Below are 21,320 nucleotides of genomic sequence, written 5' to 3' on the forward strand. Positions count from 1 at the left end.
TCTTAATTTTTCACTTTCAAGGTATACTCCTCAACCATGTACGGCGAAGCAGAATTTCACAACCGACCAGCAACAGGGCTGCCAGCGCATACGGGAAATAAAGCTCCTTGCGTCTGGTCACCGTATTTACTTTAATATGGGTTTTCTCCATCTGGTCTATTTCTTCGTATACCTCTTTCAGGCTGGTATTGTCCGTAGCCCGGAAATAAGTACCTTTTGTTATGGATGCTATTTCGGTCAACGTGCGTTCGTCGAACTCACCCGACACATTCATACGCTGCATACCGTAAGGAGTCGCCACATTGGCATACGACGTACCGCGCGAACCCACTCCGATAGTGTAAACACGAATACCGTACGATGCCGCCAGTTCGGCAGCCGTAAGCGGCGCTATTTGCCCTGCATTGTTCGATCCGTCGGTAAGCAACATCACCACTCTCGATTGCGACTTACTGTCTTTAAGCCTGTTCACGGCATTGGCCAGTCCCAGGCCGATAGCCGTACCATCTTCTACCATGCCGAATTTCACATCATTCAGCAGGTTGAGCAATACGCGGTGATCGGTAGTCAGCGGGCATTGTGTAAAGCTTTCGCTTCCGAAGATAACCAGCCCGATGCGGTCGTTGGGACGGTCGTTGATAAACTCCGCCGCTACTTTCTTAGCAGCATCCAAACGGGTAGGATTGAAGTCCTGCGCCAACATGGTACTTGATATATCGAGCGCCATCACAATATCTATCCCCTCCGAATTAGTGGTATCGGACGAGTTGATACTCTGCGGACGCGCCAAAACCACAATAACCAAAGCAATAGCCACAACCCTCATCAGGAAAGGCAGGTGACGCATATAAACCCTCGCTGTGGAAGGCGCTTTATCGAATGCAAAGCCCGAAGATAGCTTGAAAGAGGCCTGCGTTCTCCTCAACTTAAAGATATACCAGCCGATAAGCGGTACAAGCAATAAGAGTAAGAATAAGTATTTGGGATTTGCAAATTCAACCAATTCCATATTTAAATATCTTTAGCTTTGTTTTCTTCTTTATTTTTTGCCGCCGGGCCTTCACCTCCTTCTTTTTGCTCATCCAGAGTGGGACGTTCTTCTATCTTCGTCTGGTTTACAAAGAGATATGCATTCACAAGGCTCAGGTCGTTTTCGTCGGTAAACGGAACATACTTGGCAAACTTAACCATGTCGGCAAGCCTTAGTATCTGCGCCAGTCCATCGGTAGCCGACCGGGTATCGGTAGCCAGATGCACAGCCGAAATAATGTCTTCGGAGATCATCTCGGGAGCATCGATACCGAAACGGCGGTCGATATAACCACGAAGAATATCGGTAAGTTCGGTATAGTATTCTTTTTCCTGACCTCTTTGCCATATTTTCGATGCTTTCAGCTTATCCAGTTTCTGCAAGGCTGTTACATGCGGAGGCAATTCCACTTTAGGCTTGAAGTAGTATCCCATTTTCTTTTTCCTCAGGATGAAGTAAACAACCAGTCCGATAATTGCCAGCAACAGTACCAGCAACAACGGAATAAGGAGTTCTTCGAGAAAATCCATCAAAACAAAAGGCTGACTCTGAATATCCTTTATATCGTTGAGTTGCAGCTTCACAAAATCGATAGAGTCGGTTTCGTGGTTTTTCAGTTTTTCGAGATATGCCAATGTGGAATCGGACAACTGCGGAGCCGATACTTTCAACCCGAAGTCATTTGTCAGTAACGTATCCGTTCCGTCGATAACCATCATATGCGGTATATGATACAAGGTGGAATCGAACGAGGTGACTACATATTTCTGGCTGATGGTCATTACCTCGGTCATCACCGTATCGGGTTTCAGCATATCCAACACTTCCACCCCTTTGACGAGGGTATCGGGATAGACCTGAAACAGGATATTGCGCCCTTTGGGGACGATAGCCTCCACGTTTATGATCGCCTGCTCGCCTATCAGTATATCGGAAGGCTGTATGGTAGCACGTACAGTCGTTTTCTGCGCAAAAAGCGAAAAACCCGTGCAGCACAGCAAGGCAAGCAATAGTATATTTTTTAGTCTCAACATATATTCTCAATTTGGAAATTAGCCAATTTGAAAATTAGCCAATTCCATTTTCACATTTTCACATTTTCAAATTGGCACATTAGTTATCTTCTTTTTTTAAACAAAGCCATCAATGCTTTTACATAATCTTCGTCGGTACGCACCGAAACGCTGTCTACCTTGCTGCGGTTGAAAGAGGTCTGCATACCGTCCTGCTGTTTCTTCCACCAGTCTTGGTAAACTTCACGTACTTTGCGCGACGATGTGTCCACCCATTTTTCGGCGCCTGTTTCCGAATCCATAACCTTCATCAGCCCCACATCCGGCAGCTGCGTTTCCAGATTATCGTACACCTGCAAGGCTACAATATCGTGCTTGCGGTTGGCAATTGTCAGGGCATTGTTATAATCCTTTACATCGATAAAGTCGGAGATCATAAAGGTCGTACACCGCTTCTTGATGACATTGGTCAGATACTTGAGCGCCATACCCATATCGGTCTTCGGACTTTCGGCCTCGAAGTTAATCAGTTCGCGGATAATGTACAGGATATGTTTCTTCCCTTTCTTAGGTGGAATAAACTTCTCTATCTTATCGGAGAAAAATATCACCCCGATCTTATCGTTATTCTGAATCGCCGAAAAAGCCAGCGTGGCGGCTATCTCGGTGACAACATCGCGTTTGACAGATTGCCTTGTACCGAAATCCTGACTGGCAGAAACGTCTACCAGCAGCATGACTGTGAGTTCGCGCTCTTCTTCAAACACCTTGACGAAAGGCTTGTTGTAACGGGCGGTCACATTCCAGTCGATGTCGCGTATATCGTCGCCGTATTGGTATTCGCGCACTTCGGAGAAAGCCATCCCCCTGCCCTTAAAGGCTGAGTGATATTGCCCTGCGAAGATGTTGCGTGACAATCCGCGGGTCTTGATCTCTATCTGGCGTACCTTTTTTAATAATTCACTTGTTTCCAAAACACTCTAAGCTGTTAGCCATTAGCCGTTAGCCAATAGCTGGTTTACAATACTAAAAAAGCTAATAGCTAAAAGCTATCAGCTAAAGGCTTTATTTAAGGTACTTCTATCTTATTCAGTATTTCGCTGATGATTTCTTCCGATGTTGTATTATTGGCTTCCGCTTCGTAAGTCAGGCCTATACGGTGGCGCAATACGTCGTGGCATACGGCGCGAATATCTTCCGGAATCACATAGCCCCTGCGCTTGATGAAGGCATAAGCGCGGGATGCCAGCGCCAGACTGATAGATGCACGCGGAGAAGCTCCGAACCCGATCATTCCTTTCAGCGAAGTCAATCCGTTTTCTTCAGGGAAACGTGTAGCAAATACGATGTCTACGATATATTTTTCGATCTTCTCATCCAGATAAACATCGCGTACAACTTCGCGGGCGCTGATAATTTCGTCGGCTTTCATCACCGGAGTAAGGTGTCCGTAGTCACCCGAAAGATTGTTGCGAAGGATGAGTTTTTCTTCTTCTTTTTTAGGATAGTTGATAACCACTTTCAGCATGAAACGGTCTACCTGTGCTTCGGGAAGCGGGTATGTACCTTCTTGCTCAATCGGGTTCTGCGTAGCCATCACAAGGAAAGGAGACGGCAGTTTATACGTTTTTTCACCGATAGTTACCTGACGTTCCTGCATAGCTTCGAGCAAAGCGCTCTGTACCTTTGCCGGAGCACGGTTGATTTCGTCAGCCAACACAAAGTTAGAGAACACCGGACCGTGCTTTACGAAAAACTCTTCGTTCTTCTGACTGTAAATCATTGTACCCACTACGTCGGCAGGTAGCAGGTCGGGTGTGAACTGTATACGGCTATACTTGGCATCGATAAGCGAAGCAAGAGATTTTATAGCCAATGTTTTCGCCAATCCGGGCACCCCTTCAAGCAGGATGTGTCCGTCGGCAAGCAGCCCGATAAGGAGAGATTCCACAAGATGTTTTTGTCCGACGATGACTTTATCCATCCCCATTGTGAGCGCCTCTACAAATGCGCTTTTACTCTGTATCCTTTCGGTGAGTTCTCGAATATCAACTTGCGCCATACTTTTAGTCAATTTTGCGTTTATATTTATTGTTTGATTATTCCATTTTAGTAAGCACGACAAAAATAGAAATGTTAAATCTGAAAATTGCTATTTTGCCGTTAAAAATATTTAAGCTACGTAAAAGATATGGCTAACGCGCCAATACGTCAATTTGAAAATGTGAAAATGTGCCAATGTGCCAATTTAAAAATGTGCCAATTTGAAAATGTGAAAATGGCGCGAAGCGATAAAATACTATAAGCTAACTGCTTACTGTTCACTGCTTACTGTTCACTGATAAATGACTGAATTAATCTTTCTTTTGTTCATTCCGTTTTCCTGCAAAAATATCGTACCGGCGAAATTCGCATTGTAGCGAACCGTTTACCAGCTGGATCTTTTTGGACGGTTTCAAACCGATCTTGTCGAAGCACTCCTTTTTGTAGCTGAGTATCCACGCCGAATAACCGGTGAAAACGTGCTTTATCCGTTCTCCCAACCGTTCGTACATTCCCAACAAGTCATCGGGTTTTATGCGTTCGCCGTATGGAGGGTTGGTTACCAGAATCCCCTTTCCGGCAGGGGCTTCGGCATATTCCTCGAAAGGCATAACTTTCAGATCGACACACTTCTCTACTCCGGCGCTTTTTATATTTTTCGACGCAATGGCGATTGCCTCGTCCGAAATATCCGATCCGTAGATTTTATATTTAAATTCGCGTTCGCCGCTATCGTCATTGTATATAGTTTCGAAAAGGCCGGCATTGAAGTTTTTCCATTTCTCGAAAGCAAAACTCTTCCGGTAAATCCCCGGAGGCACATTCATGGCTATCATGGCGGCCTCGATGAGCAACGTACCCGATCCGCACATGGGATCGACAAAGTCCGATTCGCCACGCCAGCCTGTTTTCAGTATCATTCCGGCGGCCAGCACTTCGTTGAGTGGGGCTTCGGTCTGTTCTACACGGTATCCTCTTTTGTGCAGCGACTCGCCCGAACTATCGAAGGACAAGGTACATTTATCGTGCGCTATATGAAAATTGATAAGCAAATCGGGGTCTTTGGTATCTACCGAAGGACGTTTGCCTGTCTTTTGCATAAAGTAATCGGCAATGGCGTCTTTCACCCTATATGCCACAAATTTGGAATGGGTAAAATAGTCGGAAAAAGTAATGGCATCGATGGCAAAGGTACTGTCTTCGGTGAGATGTTCGTACCAGTTCATCGCCTTTATTTTTTTATAAATATCATCCGTATTTTTCGCTTTGAACTCATACACGGGTCGAAGTATACGCAAAGCCGTGCGGCAATGTACGTTAGCTTTGTACATGAGGGCAAGGTCGCCCTCGAAGGAAACCATACGTGTGCCTATTTCGAGATTATCGGCTCCCAAAGCGATAAGCTCCTCTGCCAAAACGTCTTCGAGACCGGCCATCGTTTTGGCTATCATCGCAAAATTTCTTTTTATCATCTATTTATTTAATAAGTACTGGTTAAAAATTAAATGACCATTTCGTTCCGGATTGCTTCACTCCACTACGTTTCGTTCGCAATGACGAGAAAAAAGCATTAGAAACATATCAATCTTACAATTTCACTTTTTTCGATTTGCCTTTCGATTCGTTGTGGAAAGCATCGATGGCTGTCACCACGTATTTATATTGCTTGCCGCCGCCTTCGTATGGCAGTACAATAGCCGCATCGCGGGTAACGGCAACAATGAACCGCGCATTCTCAAGATTCTCTTTCTCGCCTTTGGCAAAGCGGTATACTACGTAATACTGAGCCGTAGTAGGATCGTATTTGTCGGCATTGCTTCTCCAACTAAGGGTGTGGGTAGTAGCCGTATAAGCCTCCGTCAGTTTATCCACTTTCTTCGGTTTTTTCTTGTGCATATGGGTATATGCAGGTATGAGAGCCGGATAGCGGTGATAGTTATTTTTCAGACGGGTGGCAATATCCTTATAGTTGTCCAGCAATTCGTATGCAGGCCAGAAGCAATTGCCATGTACGGTGTTGAAACTACGCGAAAGCACCATCTTCTCATCTAACTGGTCGGCGCCCGAAGGGGATGTAGATACATCCATTGTACGCTTCACATCCTGACCAATGTAAAGCGGTTGCTCAAAATTGTTGAGCGCCCACCACTCTATCAATGTCTTATAATCGGCCGCTTTATTTCCTATTTCCCAGTATATCTGCGGCATATTGTAATCTATCCATTTATTTTTTACCCACAGTTTAACATCGGCGTACAGGTCGTCGTAGTTTTGAAGCCCGTTAGTATTGCTGCCCGATCCGTCGGGTGTATTTTTCTTGTTGCGGTAGATGCCGAACGGACTGATACCGAAACGCACCCACGGCTTGTTCACATCTATGGTATTCTTTATTTCACGAATCAGCATATCTACATTGTAGCGGCGCCAATCGTCGCGCTGATTCTGGTTAAAACCTTGCGCGGCCGCATAAGTATTGAAGCTTTTATTGTCGGGGAAAGGTTCTCCGGCTATCGGATAGGGATAAAAGTAGTCGTCCATGTGAATGGCATCGACATTGTAGTTCAGAATAATATCTTTTACCACATCGCAAATAAACTGCCTGTTTTCGGGAATGCCCGGATCGAAGTATATATTCTTTCCATATTTTACAAAACGCTCCGGATATTTGTTATAAATATGGTTGCTTGCCAACACGTCGCTCTCGCCCGACGTCACACGATAGGGATTGAGCCATGCATGCAGCTCCATATTGCGTTTGTGGCACTCTTCGACAAGGAAAGCCAGCGGATCGAATCCATTGTCGGGAGCTTTGCCTTGTGTTCCGGTGAGGAATGCGCTCCACGGTTCGAGATTGGATTTGTAAAACGCATCGGCATAGGGGCGTACCTGAAATATGAGGGCATTGATGCCTTCGGCTTGCAATTCGTCCAATACCCGGGTGAAGTATGCCTTCATCTGCTGGGAATTCATCGACTTGTAGCGGCTTTGCCATGCTGTGCTAAGCCATGCGCCACGAAATTCGCGTTTGGGATGAGCTATATCGGAGAAGGTTATACGTTTGGTTGTTCCGCAAGAGGCAAGTATCAGTGTAAGTATCAGTGTAAATAAAAACAGAGCGTTGGTTCTCTTCATAATTGATTATATTATAATTATTTCTGCAAAAATAGGAATAATAACGGAATATCTCATTTCGCAGGAATAGAAGCTGTAACAAAAAGCATCCATCTTAATAAATGAATGCTTTTATATTCTTAGTTGCCTCCCCAACGCTTCAGTTTGGGAAAATACATCCTCATTTGTTGAACAGCTTCATCACGTGTCAGATTGAGGCCTGTATCCCGATTGAAGTCATCTACATAGTTTGCACAATGTTCTATCATCTCATCCATTGTTACATCCTGTGTATAGCGACCATTTTTGAAGCAATAGATACAGTATTCCTCATTTTTGCTCCGATTGGCATTGGTTCCAAAAAGCCCTTCTTCTTCCATGGGCATGCCACAACTTTGACAAATTAGTTTACTTTCCATAATCTACGTTTTAGAGTTCGTATCATTGATAATACAATGATACAAAAAATAAGTGATTAAAACCATCACGGCCTTAATCACTTAAAAAAATAGTGTTTATAGATGATTATTTATTCCGTATATTTCTCGCTGCCGTCTAACGGCGATGTAGAAAGACCGCTAACAGCTTTATCCGCGGCCGGGTCGTCAGTACCCATAGCATTAAGCGCAGCAAAGTCTAATTGTGGACTGTTACCGTTGAGCGTTTTCATAAAGGGGGTTCCACTCTTTATATTATTAGTAAAATAACCGCCCATTTTCAGGAAAATAGCGCCCGATTGCGGGTTTCCGGAAGGCATGACACCCCCTGCATAATCCACACGTTCAAGCGCACCGGCGGTAGCGTCGTTCGTAAATGTATACTTCTCGCACTCGTAGAATGTTCCGTTCCGGCCAATGTAGTAGTCGTTGTTCCATGTGCCGTAACGCGTCAGGTGACCGGTTGCCGGGCCGAAGTTTTCAAGGAAGTGATGAGCGCCGGTGTACCACTTCAAAGTCGGTTGCACGCCATTATTGTCGACCGCAAGGATTTCCGCACGGCGCCATTCGGCCACAAACACCCATTCCGTACCGTTGTGGAACCAAGCTTTATAGAGCGACGAGTAAGGATATTTTACCTGATCGGGATGAGGCCTTACACGGGTCAGCATCTTCAGCACTTTTCCGGCAGGCCACATGGCGTTATAACGGCTTTGCCCGCCGGTGCCTTCACCTGAGAATACCGTATATGTGAACAATCTACGATATTCGGACTGATTATTAACGCGCACTAGCCTAGGCGCATATCGCCCTGCGCGCGGATCGGCCGGAGTTGTTTCCGGAACCGCATTCCAGATAGAGAACAGTACCCGGCGATCGGTCAGGCTATTCACCTGAATACCCGCATAACCTTCGCCAAAGCCGTTACACATAAAGTAGGAGTTCAATATATCCTGGCCTTCGGGTATAAACACTTCAGAATAGAAATATTCCATCTCTCCGTCAGGCTTGTCAGGCTTGATGTGTACCGATGGTCCGCGCCGTCCGAAAGTAGCGCTTGCCGACGGCACCCAGTTCAGCCCGGTACCGCTATAACCGCCCGAGCCGCGTGTTGCCCAGCCCGAAACCCATAATTCAGGGAAATAGAAATAATAGCTGCCGCTTCGAGTGCCGACAACACCCATATCCAACTCGATGGTATGCGCTACCTGCCCTTCGGGAATTTCCGGTAAAGCAACGCGATGCAGAATCAGCGTATCCGTATTCACGTTGGTCTTCGTGTAAAGATAATTGTAGTCGTAATCCGTTCCGTCATTTTCTTTCTTGGCCGGCACTCCATTGACCTTAACCTTTACATTCAGCGTATTGCCCGCAGCATTACCGGCACGCCCCCGCAATGCCAGTTGCAGTTCGCCTTTATAACGAACGGTAAAGTATAATTTGATGCGTTCCGTTGTTCCGGCAGTTGTCCATACCAATCCGTTGCTTGTACTTAACGACGCGCCCGACCCCAGTCTGGTTCCCATATCGTTAGTCGCCAAATAGGAGTTAGAATATGTCGGAATCTTATAGACTTTATACTTATCGGTCTCTTCTAACAGATGCCGGGGATTGTTGTCGCGGCCGGGTTCCGGCTCTTCTAACCATTTCATATACACTTTCCATGTTTTCTTCGATCCGTTTTCAGCACGGACGGTGTAAATCATCGGGCTCTGTGAAAAGTCCTGTATACTGCCCGATATGGGCGACAGGCTGGCATTGTCGGACACCGTAATCTGTGGACGGATCAGCTTGCTCACATACCAAGGAACAAACACTGTGATCGAGTCTTTGTCTGTATCGATCTCCGTTTGGATTTTGTCTCCTTCTTTAAATTCGGCAAATTCGGATAAGCTAAAGTCGAACGAGAGTATTTGATTGATCCCCTGACGATTAGGATCAGGTTTATCAATCTCGGGATATTTGGTATCCTCACATTGTGAAAATACAAGGACGATAGTCAAAGCAAATAAAATATATTTAATTTTTTTCATAACAAATTGGCTATTAATTATTGAACTTTTCCAAACAATTCAATTTCACCCACAGAGCCATGCCCGTTGCGCGAGCCGTTCGGCGCTGAACCCTTCAGTACGAATTTCACGCTTTTAGGATTGGCTACCGATACAGGCAAAACAACCGTCGTAACGTGAGTTACAGCTATATTCGGCACATCATTGCCTTTATAGAGAAGCTTGAAACCATCGGCATCTACCGAGCCGAGGTCGCCGCCCCATCCATCCCAATCCACGCCGCTTGCATCTTCAATCGTGCTTGGAACGTCGGTGCCGTCGCCCTTCACCCAGATGCTGAAATAGCCCCAACGCCCGTTGGCAGCGCCATTATTGACGCGCGAGTAAATCATAATGAGATCGAGGCTTCCCGAAGCGTCTTCCACATTGTAGAGCAACCAATGGTCTTGATACTGCTTGCTGCTGGGACTGTATTCGCTGTGCCAGTAGGTGCCGGGGTCACCGTCATACGTAGCTCGGAACGATCCTTCGCTGGACTGTGCCGAACTGCAAGAACCACCTGTGATAACCAGCTTTCTGGTTGGAAGCCCTGCCTGTGCTATCGCCAGCGACGCGACGCGTTCTTTGCTCTTCACCGCCACAGTAGAGTTTCTCGGGCTAATAGAAACATTCGGCTGTGTTACAATTTCCAGATGCTTGTCTTTCACCGTGACAGACAACCAATCTTTCGCCGCGTCGGGCACCTCTATGGTAACCGATTCAGCAGTCGTATAAAACCGGTTGAGGTATGTTTCACCTTCCGCGACAAACGTCAAATTAGCCTCTTCAATAAATAGTCCTTCCGGTACCGGAATTTTATCTTCAGAGCATGAAAATAATGCCGCTACGAATGATAGTATATAAATAAATTTTTTCATATTAAAATCAAAATTAAATGATTGACTAATAGGTAATTACTGCGGATTCTGTTCCAATTCGATAGGATAAGCATTCAATTCCCGCTGCGGGATAAGTTCTACTATCAGCAAAGAAGTAGGCGCTACAGTAAGATGCACAGGTGATCCGTTCAAATGGCTTCCCGGATAGTTGCGATCGAGTGTCAATCCGTTACGGAATATATCATATTTGCGCTGTGATTCCCAAGCCAGTTCCAGGCGGCGTTCGTCAAGAATGTCTGTCAGATCTACCGAACTGAGTTCAGGAATGCCCGCCCTGCTGCGGATCGTATTTATATCTTCCAACCCGCCACCATTGAGATGGAATTCAGCTTCGGCACGATTCAAATACATTTCTGCAAGACGTATCATTACCGGTGAATAAAGGTGTGACTGATCTTCCTGCATAGAGCATTTGTAGATAAACCATTTCGGATAATCGTTCCTCTTGTTTATGGCATCCTCTATCACTACATAACGTTTTTTGGATGTTGATTTTTCTACCACATAGTAACCTCCGGCATCCTCTTGTACTACCGCGCTGTTAAAATCTTCCGGTTTTTCTGCGATGGTATAAGTTCCTCCGCTTTCAGTCACCTCACGGGTAACGTACATAGGAATATCGTTGATATATCTCAGCCATTTATAAGGAGTATCAAGTTTTTGCCCCCTGATAAAGCCATGACGTAAATCTTGCGGATATTTATCAAGCAACTGAAGATAAGTAGATGACGGATACATTTCACCCCAACCGACATTATCGATCTCGGCGTACAATGCTCCTACCGAATAATAGTCCATATTATACTTTTTAAAGTCTACGTCCTTATTCATGCGGATAGCAAAAATAGTTTCCGTATTGCTTTCGGGCACAGCATTTGCATAGTTCTGATAAGCAGTACCCTGCAACAAAGTATAACGTCCCGAAGAGATAACTTTATCCGCATACTCTTTCGCCTTTTGCCATTCGCCCATATACAGGTATACGCGTGACAAATATGCCTGAACTACCTCTTTGGATGCATAGATATCCGGTTTATTTTCGGTCATCAGCCTTTCAGCCTTTTCCATATCGCTTATTATCTGCTCATAAACCTGTTTTACTGTGGCACGAGACGGAAAATCTGTGATATCGGTGGTCAGTTTAAGAGGAACACCCGGATTTGTTTCCGGACTTTGTACATAAGGGCGTCCGAATACATTGCACAGGTTGAAGTATAAGAAACCGCGCAGAAAGTAATTTTCTCCCAGCAACTGGTCTTTTGATGCCGATTCACCTTCAGTAATCAACTCGATCATGGAATTAACATTGACCACTGCCTGATAAGTGTACTGCCACAGGTTAGCGGTATAATGGCTGGTATTGACACGCCGGTAGGTATAGGTATTGTAAAGTAAGTCGGATGTACTACCGCTCAACGAAATATTATCCCCACCATACTCCCCAACCTGATGAATAGGTTTAAAGTAATATTCCTCCTTCAGCTTGGCGTAGGTACCTCGCGTAATATTCTCTATATTGTTCGGATCAAGCCCTCCGGGCGGAACCGGAACCTCACTATAAGGCAGGCGTTCCAAATCGCATCCCACTAGCAGCAATGCCGCTACTCCTGCTATAATAATTTTTTTTAGTTCGTTTTTCATTTTATTTTCAGTTAAAGATATTTCAGTTAAACGACAATCTGAAGTTAAATTAGAATGTAAGATTCAAACCCACTGAGAAGCGGCGCGGAGCCGGATATTGCATACCTTCGCTAACATTACCGTTGTTTCCGCCGGTAATTTCCGGATCGAAACCGGAGAAATCAGTAATCGTAAATAGCTTTTCACCCGATAGCGTGAGATCCAAAGCTTTAACCTTTATCTTATCCAGCATCTTCTTAGGCAATGAGTATGTAAGGCTCAGGCTGCTCATTTTAAAGAAGCTACCGTCTTCGAGATAGCGGGATGAAGGTTTTTCAGACATTTTATTGCCTCCCCATATAGCTTTAGGATGAGTAGCAATATCTCCCGGCTTTTCCCATCTGCTCCATCCGTCCTTAAGCTTCATCGAATTAAATTCAGGGTACGCACCATCGTTATCGAAGAACTGGCGCGCCCCGTTATAGATTTTGTTTCCTGAAACAAATGTCATGCCTGCCGACAGAGTAAATCCTTTGTAACTGAACGAAGTAGTCAAACCTCCCGCAAATTTAGGCTGTGAACTGCCCATTCCTACACGGGGGGTAGCTTCATTCCAATTGGTAGTAAGCCTACGGCCGGTAACATTTCCATCGGCATCGTAATTGTAGATATACCACATAGGATCGCCTGTGTACACATCCACACCTGCCCATTCGCGCAAGTACCATGCATCTACATTTCCTCCTTCTACCCTCTTTTTCTGAGCGCTCATATCTCCTCCTTCAATATAAGGTTGTCCTTCATATAATTTTTCAACTTTCCCTTTGTTGAAACCTATATTGAAATCGGCTGTCCAGAGAATGTCTTTGGTACGGATAATATCCGGGCTAACCACAATTTCCACACCCTTGTTTCTTATCGCGCCTACGTTGCGCCACTGGTGAGGGTATCCTGTAATGGTAGGAAGAGGAATATTGTACAGCAAGTCCGAAGTGTTTTTGTCGTACCATTCTATACTTAAACCTACACGGTCGAACAAACGCGCGTCTAAAGCAACGTTGGTTTCATAACATTTTTCCCATGACAGGTCGGGATTCCCCAGGCGGCTTGGAAATACGGACGGTATACCATTATATTGTGTTGAAATGGAATATACCGACAGATAACCATAGTTAGAGCCAGGAACGTTACCTATAGATCCGTAGCTGGCGCGTAATTTCAGCTGATTGACCCATGGAAGGCCTTTCATAAACTCTTCTTGATGAATAGCCCATCCCGCGCCGAACGTAAAGAAATTACCATAACGGTTATTCTTACCGAAACGGGATGAACCGTCTCTACGGAAAGAGAACTGAGCCATGTATTTGTCATCGTATGTATAGTTGGCATTGAAGTACACGGATTGTATGGCATATTCGTTGATACTACCGCCCACACTGTAAGGATTGGCCGCTACGTCTAGCACTTCGCTACCTGCAGGAATGCCTTGTCCTTCAGACCTGTTCATTTCGGCGCGGTAGTCGCTGAACTCATATCCCAGGAATGCGCTTATGTTATGCACCTGATTGAATGTATTTATATAACGCAGCAACTGGTTGGTATAGCGTGTAGTATAAAAGTTGTTTGTTGCCCCGATGCTGCCACTATAACCTTCGGCTCCGATTGCTTTCGGGTCGGTATAACTTTCGTCAAGTGTATAACGATAACCTATATTATTGGTAGATTCGAATATCAACCAGTCCGTAAATTTATAATCGAAGCCTACGGTTGCCGAAATACCGACTGCTTTCCCCCTGCTCCATCCGTAAGGTATATTGTAAAGATAATTGCTCATATCGCGTCCGTTCCAGTCGGATTCGTCACCTGTACGTACACTTCCATCTTCATTATACGGGTAATCCCATGGTAAATTAAGCATAGCCGAACGCACGCTGTGCTCCTGTGAGAAGTTACGGTAGAAACTACCTGAGAACTTGGTTTTGATAGTTAACTTATTGTTCACCACATAGTCGTTGTTGCTGCGAAGGCTGTAACGTGTGTAGTCGAACCCTTTCATAGTACCTTCTTCTTTGTAATAATCCGCCATCAGGAATGAACGGGTCTTCTCACGGCCTGCAGTATAGCTGACAGTATAATTCTGAGACAAAGCGTCACGTGTGGCAATATCGAACCAATCTGTGTCGTGCTTCAACAAGTCTTCTTTAACCCATGAAGTAAGATTCCCACCCATAGATGAAGTATAATCATAGAGTTCCCTCGAGTTCATTAATTTGAAATTACCAAGGTACTGTGTGGCAATGCCAACTTTTGCCGATATATTCAATGCATTTTCACCCGACCGTCCCGATTTAGTGGTAACAATGATAACCCCGTTAGTGGCGCGCGAGCCGTACAGAGCCGTAGCAGCCGCATCTTTCAGTACACTGATGCTGGCAATTTCATTCGGGTTGAGCGGAGCTCCTACCTGAGCCACTACACCGTCGATAACCCATAACGGATCTGTTGGTGAATCGAATGAACCTTTACCACGGATACGGATTTGCGCTGCTTCGCCCGGTTTTCCCGAAGTGTTGAGTACCTGTACTCCGGCCGCTTTACCCTGCAACATGGAATTCACACTGGGGGAAGTAACAGTTTTCAGATCTTTTTCGTTGATTACAGCAATAGAACCGGTTACCGAACTTTTCTTCTGAGTACCGTAAGCAACAACGATCACTTCGTCCAGAACAGAAGATTTGGACTGTAATGTAACATTTATTGTTTTCTGATTTCCTACAGTCATTTCCAATGGTTCGTGTCCTACATAGCTAAAGACAAGAACCGGGTTTTGTCCTCTCAGGCCAATAGAGTAATTCCCGTCGATATCGGTCATTACACCATTGGTTGTATTTTTTTCTGTAACGCTGACCCCCGGAAGAGGTTCTCCTTCGTTATCTGTAACTTTACCGTTAACAGTGATTTTTGCCTGATCGATGTCTTTCACATCTGCTAACTCAATATTTGCAATAATATTCGCGGCATTATCCCTATAAATAATAACCTGGCGGTCTTCGATCTTATATCCGGATGTTTTATCCAGAATTTTATCCAAAATCTGGGAGATAGTACCTTTGTCAATGGATAAATCGACGCGCTTATTTACATTTACAGCCTCATCGTTGTAGAAGAAAATATATTCGCTCTTACTTTCTATTTCACGGAAAACATCTTTCAGGGCTTTATTGTGAACCTTCAATGTAAGTACTGTGTTTTGGCTGTACGTGGTACTTGCAGAGATTACTCCGATTCCAATAAACATCAAAAAAATACTTATTTTCATTATCCGCAAGCATTTTTTAAATTTATAACATGGATGGTTCTTTTTAATGAATTGTTTCATAGAAATACCATAGATTAAAGTTAATAAAAGTTTAATTTCTAAATTAGGGTAATAAGTTAAAATTCAACTTATTCAAGATTGATCGGCTCCTTTTTTTTCATAAGCTATTAGTTTTTAGGGTTTTATTTTTTTTGGGGTAGATTCGATTTTTATTTTTTCACCGTTTATTTTATAGCTGATAGGAGCTGTAATTCCAATATATTTGAGAGCATTCTCCGGAGTTCCCTTCAGATCCAGTTTTCCACTCACCCGGATATTGCTAAAGTTCTTCGCGTCATATATGAATGAGATATTGAAATATCTTTCTAATTTTTGAAGTACCAGATCAAGGCTCTCACTTTTCAGCATCAGGTATCCATGTATCCATGACACGTAGTTATCGACGTCTACTTCCTGAATATCCGCCTTACTGGAAGCTATGTCGTAAGAGAACATCTGGCTCGGATATATTTTATAGCTGCCTTTCAATTCCTTACTTTTGATATTGACCGCACCTGATACCAGAACTACCGACTGTGCATTCGCATCGTTATATGCCGAAACGTTCAATTTCGTCCCCAACACATTCACGTCCATATGGTTTGTTTTTATAATAAAGGGACGGTCTTCGTCTTTTGTTACATCCAGATACACTTCGCCCACAAGGTATATTTCTCTTTTATCCTCGTCGAAAACCGTTGGATATATAAGTTTTGTGCCGGAGTTTACCCATATTTTAGTTCCGTCGCTAAGGGTCAGGAATGTGGTTTTTCCATAAGGAACAATCAGCTGATTGAGCGATGGTTTTCCATTCTCAGCGCCTTTTATTTCTTCCGAGTCCACATTGATACGTCCTTTGTCATCATATACTACCTGCGAACTATCTTTGCGTATATTAACCACTTTATTGTTTGACAATATCAGGCTGATATCCCCCGATTGCGCTGTCTGGTTATCATCCAGCATCGACGCATAATCCACCTCTATTTCAGTTTTATTCGAGGAAACATAGAAGTAACCTCCCACCAATAACAGAACGATAGCGGCAACAGAAGCGACCTGCATCCATCTTCTCAAGAAGAATCGTTTCTCCATCTTGTCTCTTCCTATATTTTGCTCGATCCTTTCCCAAATGAGCTTTTTTTCGTCGATGGACAAGGCCGGCTCTTCTATCTTTATATTTTTTATTATATCTTTCAAAGTGTAAACGTTGTCTTTAAGTTCGTCATCCCTGTTCATTTCATTTTCCCAGAACGCATCCAGTTCCGGTGTCGGGTTAACTATCCATTTCATGAATAAGTCATTATCCAACAAGGAGGAAATAATATTGTCCGAACAATTTTTTCTCATTTATTATAGAGATTATAGAATACAAACGATACTCGCAAATCGTTTGTACTCAATTTGTAATTAATTATTTTTTAAAGAAATCTATGATTCTAGTCGAATATCTTGATAAACAAAGCAATAAAGAGGGAGAAATCCATATTTTCTCTAATCTTGGATATCGAGCGATGGATTAAATTCCGGGCCGACTGATAATTTATTTGTAGCAATTCGGATATTTCTTCGTACGATAAGCCCATCTGGTAACGCAGATAGATAGCCTCTTTTTGTCTTGGATTGAGCAAGCTCATCACCCGCTCAAATTTTTCTTTTATTTCTTCTTCATTTTCAGTTTCTTCCTGATCGTTGGAATATTGATATGTGGCAATGAAAGGCAGATCTTCGGGAGACACATAGGTCAACCGCTTATTCCGGGCAATGCTGTCGAGGATCATATTCTTCAAAGAAAACAAAAGGTAAAATTTAGGATTGGTAGTCGGAGAAATCGATGCTCGATTATTGTGTAACTTTACGAATAGATCTTGTATACAATCTTTGACGAGACTTTCATCTGCAACAAATTTCATCCCGTACCGGTAAAGCGGGTCTAAAAATGTTTCAAACAAAATAGAGAACGAGATTTCATCTCCCTCCCTGAATTTGTCCCATTGTTCTATTATGTTTTTGTCCAAGCCTTGCTAAATATCAAAAATTTCTACAAAAATAACAAAAACTAACAAAAAATCTTATTCGTTCTTGTTATTTTACAAAAATGATATATATTTGCAAAAGAAAAAAGAAAAAATGAGTTTTCGATTAACAAATACATTTTGGTGGTGGCACTTACAACTCAAAAAGTCGTGAGCAAAGCTGGTATGTATATATAATTGGGAATAATGAAATACAAAGCTTGTCGTAACTCACGACAGGCTTTTTTTATAACAGAAAAAAATTAAACTCAACATAAAATGGAAAAATTTGCAGTAGACATCAACGGTTATTATGGAGAATTCGGAGGGGCTTATGTACCTGAGATTCTCTTCGATAATGTGGAGAATTTAAAACGTACTTATCTCGAAGTATTGAACGACCCCTCGTTTCGCGAGGAATACAATTCCCTGCTCAGGGACTATGTAGGGCGTCCGTCTCCCCTTTATCCGGCAAACAGGCTTTCCAAAAAGTACGGATGCAAAATATACCTGAAACGCGAAGACCTGAACCATACGGGTTCACACAAGATAAACAACGCCATCGGGCAAATACTGTTGGCTCGGCGCATGGGTAAAACCCGCGTCATTGCCGAAACAGGAGCCGGACAACACGGTGTGGCAACAGCTACCGTCTGCGCACTGATGAATATGCAGTGTATCGTCTACATGGGAGCTACCGATGTAGAACGCCAAAAGCTGAATGTACAGAAGATGGAAATGCTGGGAGCAACTGTCGTACCCGTAACCAGCGGCAATATGACATTGAAAGATGCTACCAACGAAGCTATCCGCGACTGGTGCAGCAATCCCTCCGACACCTATTATGTAATCGGATCTACCGTAGGGCCTCATCCCTACCCCGATATGGTAGCTCGCCTGCAATCGGTTATCAGCGAAGAGATACGTAAGCAGCTGCTCGAAAAAGAAGGCTTTGAAACGCCCGATTATGTAATAGCCTGCGTAGGCGGCGGAAGCAACTCGGCGGGAACAATTTTCCACTTCTTAGACGAACCCGAGGTTAAAATAGTACTTGCCGAAGCCGCCGGAGAGGGTATAGACTCAGGGAAATCTGCCGCTACCATCCATCTGGGAAAACTCGGTATCATTCATGGAAGTAAGACACTGATCATGCAGTCGGAAGACGGACAGATTGAAGAGCCTTACTCTATCTCTGCCGGACTCGATTATCCGGGTATCGGCCCGATGCACGCACATCTGGCTAAAACAGGGCGCTCGACAGTTCTTGCCGTTACTGACGATGAGGCCATGCAAGCTGCTTTTGAATTGACAAAACTGGAAGGAATTATTCCCGCCATTGAGTCGGCGCATGCTCTGGGAGCGTTGGACAAAGTCAATTTCAAACCGGACGATGTGGTTGTACTCTGCCTGTCAGGACGAGGGGATAAGGATATGGAAACGTATATAAAAAGTTATAAGTAGTAAGTAGTAAGTAGTAAGTAGAAAGAATGCAAAACAAAAGCTAATAGCTATAAGCTTAAAAAATATGAAATACAAAATAAACGTCAAAACAAAAAAGCTTCTCGCCGACCTTCAAACACCGGTAGGCATTTACCTGAAAGTAAGGGATGTATATCCCGAATCGGCTCTATTGGAAAGTTCCGATTATCACAGTGCCGACAACAGCTTTTCATTTATCGGTATCAGCCCTATCGCCCGGTTTAAGGTAGAAAATAACGAGATAACCCGTACCTACCCCGACAATACGGTAACGCAGGAAACATTATCCTGTCACGAAAAACTAACTTATAAATTCCACGATTTCGTCAAGCAATTCGATGTACAAGGAAAAAATGAAACCGGCGTCAACGGGTTCTTAGGATATACCTCCTACGATGCTATCCGCTATTTTGAAGCCGTAGACCCTATAAATAAAAAACTGAACAATGCCGATGTGCCGGAATTCTACTATATTTTGTACCGTTTTATATTGGTAATCAACCACCTGAAAAACGAACTGACAATAGTAGAAAATGTGGTGGAAGGCGCAGAAGAAAAAGCGCACGAGCTGGAAGCCATCCTCACCAATAACAATATAGCCTTGTACAATTTCGAGACTGTAGGCAACGAGCAATCGATGATCAGCGATGAAGAGCATCAGGAAATGATAAAGAAAGGAATTGCCCATTGCAAGCGTGGCGATGTATTCCAAATCGTTCTCTCGCGCTGCTTCACCCAAAAGTTCGCGGGAGACGACTTCAAAGTTTACCGTTCGCTCCGTTCCATCAACCCTTCGCCCTACCTCTTCTACTTCGATTTCGGTTCGTACCGCATATTCGGCTCATCGCCCGAAACCCACTGCAAAATTGCTAAAGACAAAGCCTATATAGACCCCATTGCCGGAACATACTTCCGCACGGGAGACGACGAAAAAGACCGCATCCTCTCCGAAAACCTGTTGAAAGATGAAAAGGAAAACGCCGAACATGTGATGCTTGTCGACTTGGCACGAAACGACCTCAGCCGCAATTGCCACGACGTTAAGGTAGAGTTTTACAAAAACGTACAGTTCTATTCTCATGTCATCCACTTGGTTTCACGGGTTAGCGGCGTTATCGAAAAAGGAAAAAACAACATGGAAGTTTTCGCCGACACTTTCCCTGCCGGAACATTGTCGGGCGCACCCAAAGTAAGAGCGATGCAACTGATTCGCGACATCGAGAAACAAATGCGTGGCGTATATGGCGGTTGTATCGGCTACATCGGCTTCAACGGCGACCTCAATCAGGCCATCACGATACGTACATTCCTCAGCCGCAACAATACGCTTTACTATCAGGCAGGAGGAGGAATCGTTTCCAAATCGGATCCCGAAACCGAAGTCATGGAGGTGAAAAATAAACTGGGCGCTCTGACCAAAGCCGTAAAGTTTGCAGAAGAATTAAGAAATTAAATCAGCTTTTAGCCGATAGCTGTTAGCTATTAGCTGTTAACTTTAATAAGATCCTATGTTTGAAAGAGATAAATATGAATAAGTAATAAAAATACTTCATGGTTTTATAAAACAAATAAAAAAGAATTAATAATCAGGCTTTAGCCAAGCTATCAGCTAACGGCTAATAGCTAACAGCTCTTACAATATGAAAATCCTAATATTCGACAACTACGATTCGTTCACATACAACCTCGTTCATCTGGTAAAGGAACTGGGATACACCGACGTTGATGTACACCGCAACGACAAAATAAGCCTTGCTGATATTGCAAGATACGACAAGATCATCCTGTCGCCGGGCCCGGGCATTCCGTCCGAAGCAGGCTTGCTGCTTCCTCTCATAAAAGAATACGCCGGAAAGAAATCCATACTGGGCGTTTGTCTCGGACATCAGGCCATCGGTGAAGCATTCGGGGCAAAACTCGCCAATCTGGAAAACGTTTACCACGGAGTGGCGACACTAGTCGATATTGTAAAACCCGATTATCTTTTCGACGGATTGGGAAGCAAAATAGAAGTAGGTCGCTACCATTCATGGATAGTAGATCCGAACGGACTGCCCGATTGCCTCGAAGTAACAGCCACCGACAGCAAAGGACAAATTATGGCTCTCCGTCATAAAGAATACGATGTGCACGGTGTACAGTTTCATCCCGAGTCGGTATTAACTCCTGCCGGAAAAACAATAGTGAAGAGTTTTCTTAATAAGCCATTAGCTCTTAGCTGATAGTTTTTAGCACGCAAAGCGATAAATAAAAATAATTATAAA

Annotated in this window: 15 protein-coding genes and 1 pseudogene; 3 read left to right on the top strand and 13 right to left on the bottom strand. The window is 44.0% G+C overall.

Going from position 1 to position 21,320, the window contains the following annotated elements:
• Positions 1 to 16: 16 nt before the first annotated feature.
• The 13 genes and pseudogenes from ACYPZI_RS00735 to ACYPZI_RS00795 form a co-directional block, all read right to left on the bottom strand.
• The gene (locus ACYPZI_RS00735; RefSeq protein ID WP_459597624.1) at positions 17 to 1,009 is read right to left on the bottom strand and encodes a vWA domain-containing protein; all 993 of its coding nucleotides are present in this window, start codon (positions 1,007 to 1,009) and stop codon (positions 17 to 19) included.
• Positions 1,010 to 1,011: 2 nt separating this feature from the next.
• Positions 1,012 to 2,064 carry a hypothetical protein gene (locus tag ACYPZI_RS00740; RefSeq protein ID WP_459597626.1) on the bottom strand — a complete coding sequence of 351 codons (1,053 nt, stop codon included), beginning with the start codon at positions 2,062 to 2,064 and terminating at the stop codon, positions 1,012 to 1,014.
• An 83-nt stretch (positions 2,065 to 2,147) separates the two neighbouring features.
• A complete protein-coding gene (locus ACYPZI_RS00745) occupies positions 2,148 to 3,017 on the bottom strand; it encodes a DUF58 domain-containing protein (RefSeq protein WP_459597628.1) in 870 nt (289 codons plus the stop codon).
• 95 nt (positions 3,018 to 3,112) lie between these two features.
• Positions 3,113 to 4,105 (bottom strand): AAA family ATPase, encoded by a 993-nt coding sequence (locus tag ACYPZI_RS00750; protein ID WP_459597630.1) that lies wholly within the window; start codon positions 4,103 to 4,105, stop codon positions 3,113 to 3,115.
• A gap of 298 nt (positions 4,106 to 4,403) precedes the next feature.
• A pseudogene (locus tag ACYPZI_RS00755) lies at positions 4,404 to 5,537 on the bottom strand (THUMP domain-containing class I SAM-dependent RNA methyltransferase); the annotation flags it as partial.
• Positions 5,538 to 5,673: 136 nt separating this feature from the next.
• Positions 5,674 to 7,218 carry a glycoside hydrolase family 10 protein gene (locus tag ACYPZI_RS00760; protein ID WP_459597632.1) on the bottom strand — a complete coding sequence of 515 codons (1,545 nt, stop codon included), beginning with the start codon at positions 7,216 to 7,218 and terminating at the stop codon, positions 5,674 to 5,676.
• A gap of 119 nt (positions 7,219 to 7,337) precedes the next feature.
• Entirely contained in the window at positions 7,338 to 7,616 is a 279-nt protein-coding gene (locus tag ACYPZI_RS00765; RefSeq protein WP_459597634.1) for a zinc ribbon domain-containing protein, read from the bottom strand.
• Between the two features lie 110 nt (positions 7,617 to 7,726).
• On the bottom strand, positions 7,727 to 9,667 hold the full coding sequence (locus ACYPZI_RS00770) for a DUF3472 domain-containing protein (protein ID WP_459597636.1): 1,941 nt from the start codon (positions 9,665 to 9,667) through the stop codon (positions 7,727 to 7,729).
• A 17-nt stretch (positions 9,668 to 9,684) separates the two neighbouring features.
• Positions 9,685 to 10,563 (bottom strand): hypothetical protein, encoded by an 879-nt coding sequence (locus ACYPZI_RS00775; RefSeq protein ID WP_459597638.1) that lies wholly within the window; start codon positions 10,561 to 10,563, stop codon positions 9,685 to 9,687.
• Between the two features lie 36 nt (positions 10,564 to 10,599).
• A complete protein-coding gene (locus ACYPZI_RS00780; RefSeq protein ID WP_459597640.1) occupies positions 10,600 to 12,225 on the bottom strand; it encodes a RagB/SusD family nutrient uptake outer membrane protein in 1,626 nt (541 codons plus the stop codon).
• Positions 12,226 to 12,274: 49 nt separating this feature from the next.
• Positions 12,275 to 15,523 (bottom strand): TonB-dependent receptor, encoded by a 3,249-nt coding sequence (locus ACYPZI_RS00785; protein ID WP_459597642.1) that lies wholly within the window; start codon positions 15,521 to 15,523, stop codon positions 12,275 to 12,277.
• Between the two features lie 174 nt (positions 15,524 to 15,697).
• Positions 15,698 to 16,912, bottom strand: coding sequence for a FecR family protein (locus ACYPZI_RS00790; RefSeq protein WP_459597644.1), 1,215 nt, complete (start codon positions 16,910 to 16,912; stop codon positions 15,698 to 15,700).
• Positions 16,913 to 17,001: 89 nt separating this feature from the next.
• Positions 17,002 to 17,580 (bottom strand): RNA polymerase sigma factor, encoded by a 579-nt coding sequence (locus ACYPZI_RS00795; protein ID WP_459597646.1) that lies wholly within the window; start codon positions 17,578 to 17,580, stop codon positions 17,002 to 17,004.
• Between the two features lie 276 nt (positions 17,581 to 17,856).
• Between ACYPZI_RS00795 and trpB the strand changes: the two genes are divergently transcribed.
• The 3 genes from trpB to ACYPZI_RS00810 all read left to right on the top strand — a co-directional run bounded on the left by trpB (position 17,857) and on the right by ACYPZI_RS00810 (position 21,278).
• Positions 17,857 to 19,038, top strand: a complete 1,182-nt coding sequence (gene trpB / locus ACYPZI_RS00800; RefSeq protein ID WP_459597648.1) for a tryptophan synthase subunit beta — start codon at positions 17,857 to 17,859, stop codon at positions 19,036 to 19,038.
• Between the two features lie 64 nt (positions 19,039 to 19,102).
• Positions 19,103 to 20,509 (top strand): anthranilate synthase component I family protein, encoded by a 1,407-nt coding sequence (locus ACYPZI_RS00805; protein ID WP_459597650.1) that lies wholly within the window; start codon positions 19,103 to 19,105, stop codon positions 20,507 to 20,509.
• A 187-nt stretch (positions 20,510 to 20,696) separates the two neighbouring features.
• Positions 20,697 to 21,278, top strand: coding sequence for an anthranilate synthase component II (locus tag ACYPZI_RS00810; RefSeq protein WP_459597652.1), 582 nt, complete (start codon positions 20,697 to 20,699; stop codon positions 21,276 to 21,278).
• The last annotated feature ends 42 nt before the right edge of the window (positions 21,279 to 21,320 follow it).

The organism is Dysgonomonas reticulitermitis, assembly GCF_054601275.1.